This window comes from Halanaerobium saccharolyticum, assembly GCF_003053565.1.
Taxonomy (GTDB): Bacteria; Bacillota; Halanaerobiia; order Halanaerobiales; family Halanaerobiaceae; genus Halanaerobium; species Halanaerobium saccharolyticum_B.
On record NZ_QAXS01000085.1, the window covers coordinates 1 to 1,492 of the forward strand.

The window sequence follows — 1,492 nt, forward strand, 5'->3', positions numbered from 1 at the left end:
CACTAGCATTGCATAAAAATATTTAAGCATTGTCAAATTTAAGTTATTGAGAACATATACTATCTACAGAATATTCAGTCACTACCTTATCCTTTTTTAAGAAAAAGAGATAATGGAGTATTAAGAGATAGTCTTTATCCACATTTTACCATAATATATTTGCTCTTTTTACAGAATTACTGGATTGAATTCTGTTGAATATAAAAGCTCTGTTTCTCCTGCCATCACCTGCCTTTCGAGTAGCTGATAGATTTTTTCGTAATCTATCACTCTCCGACCTTTAGACGAGCGTGATGGTGGTCGATTTATCTTTCTGATAAAAGCTTTTAAACTCTCAAACTTACAGGCTCTAAAATATTTAAGCACCTTAAATAAACTCTTATCTGTATTGGCTTCTCTTTTTAAGAGAGTAAGTAATACAAAGCTGATTAAAGCAGTAAATATCTGTGATTTAACAGCATTCTCACTGTGTCCATAAAAGACTTTAACATGCAGATGCTGTTTGATCCACTTAAAGAAAATCTCTATCTGCCAGCGATCTCTGTAGTATCTGCTGATTAATGCTGCAGAATGTTCAAAGTCATTTGTAATTAATCTAATTGTACTGCCAGGGTTTTCTCTGTCAGGTATTTCTAAGATCCTTAAGATATTATCCATCTGTTTGTCCTGTTTTTTATCACCTAAAAGAACAATCGAATCTTTAACTTCCTGGCCATCAATAATTACAGTTTTAGATTTTAGAACTTTAATTTTAGCATTACTCTTAAGCCTTGATAAAAAGAGAATACCAGCATCACAGTAATTATCAAAGCCTTTATAGTCAACATAAGCTCTATCAAAGACATGGAGAGTATTTTTATCCTGAACAATGAGATTATCCATCTTGGTTTTATCTGCACCCTTAGCTGGAGTAATCTCAACTTTATCAGGCATAATTTCTCCATCATAAATAATGCGGGTATGTATTTTAATTCCTGCTTTTGTTGATCTAAAATCAGCCCAGGGATAATTACTTAAAGCCATAGAGACAGTTGATGCATCAATGATGTTTAGCTGGCCAAGATTATTTCTGTAGAAATTAGAACCTCTTTTTGCCAGAGCTTCAAGTTTAATCTGATTAAATATTTCTTCAAAGATCACTGGTGGAATATCTCTTAATTTTCTTGAAAGCTGAGAGGCACTTATAGAGTCCAGGCCAATTTCTTTTTTAAGATCAGACCTATTGCTGACATCAATGCTTAAACTGTCAAGAGAGCTAACAGATTCAAGCTGACCATAGAGTAAAATTAAGAATAATCTTTTTGTTGTAAGTTTTTTAGTATATTTATCCAGTTCAAGTTCAGTAACAATTTTTGAGAATAAATTAAAATTTATTGAAACAAGTAGTTGATTAAATGTGGTTTCTGTGATATCTTTGTCCATAGTATATGCTCCTTATTTTTTGGGATTTGGACAAAGACTATCCTAATCCCAATTATAAGGAGTTTTTCTA

1 protein-coding gene is annotated in these 1,492 nt (G+C 32.1%); it reads right to left on the reverse strand.

All coding sequences use genetic code 11. From position 1 onward, the window contains the following. Positions 1–168: 168 nt before the first annotated feature. Positions 169–1,422: an IS4 family transposase gene (locus C8C76_RS14960; protein WP_108143050.1), complete on the reverse strand. Its 1,254-nt coding sequence runs from the start codon at positions 1,420–1,422 to the stop codon at positions 169–171. Positions 1,423–1,492 lie beyond the last annotated feature (70 nt).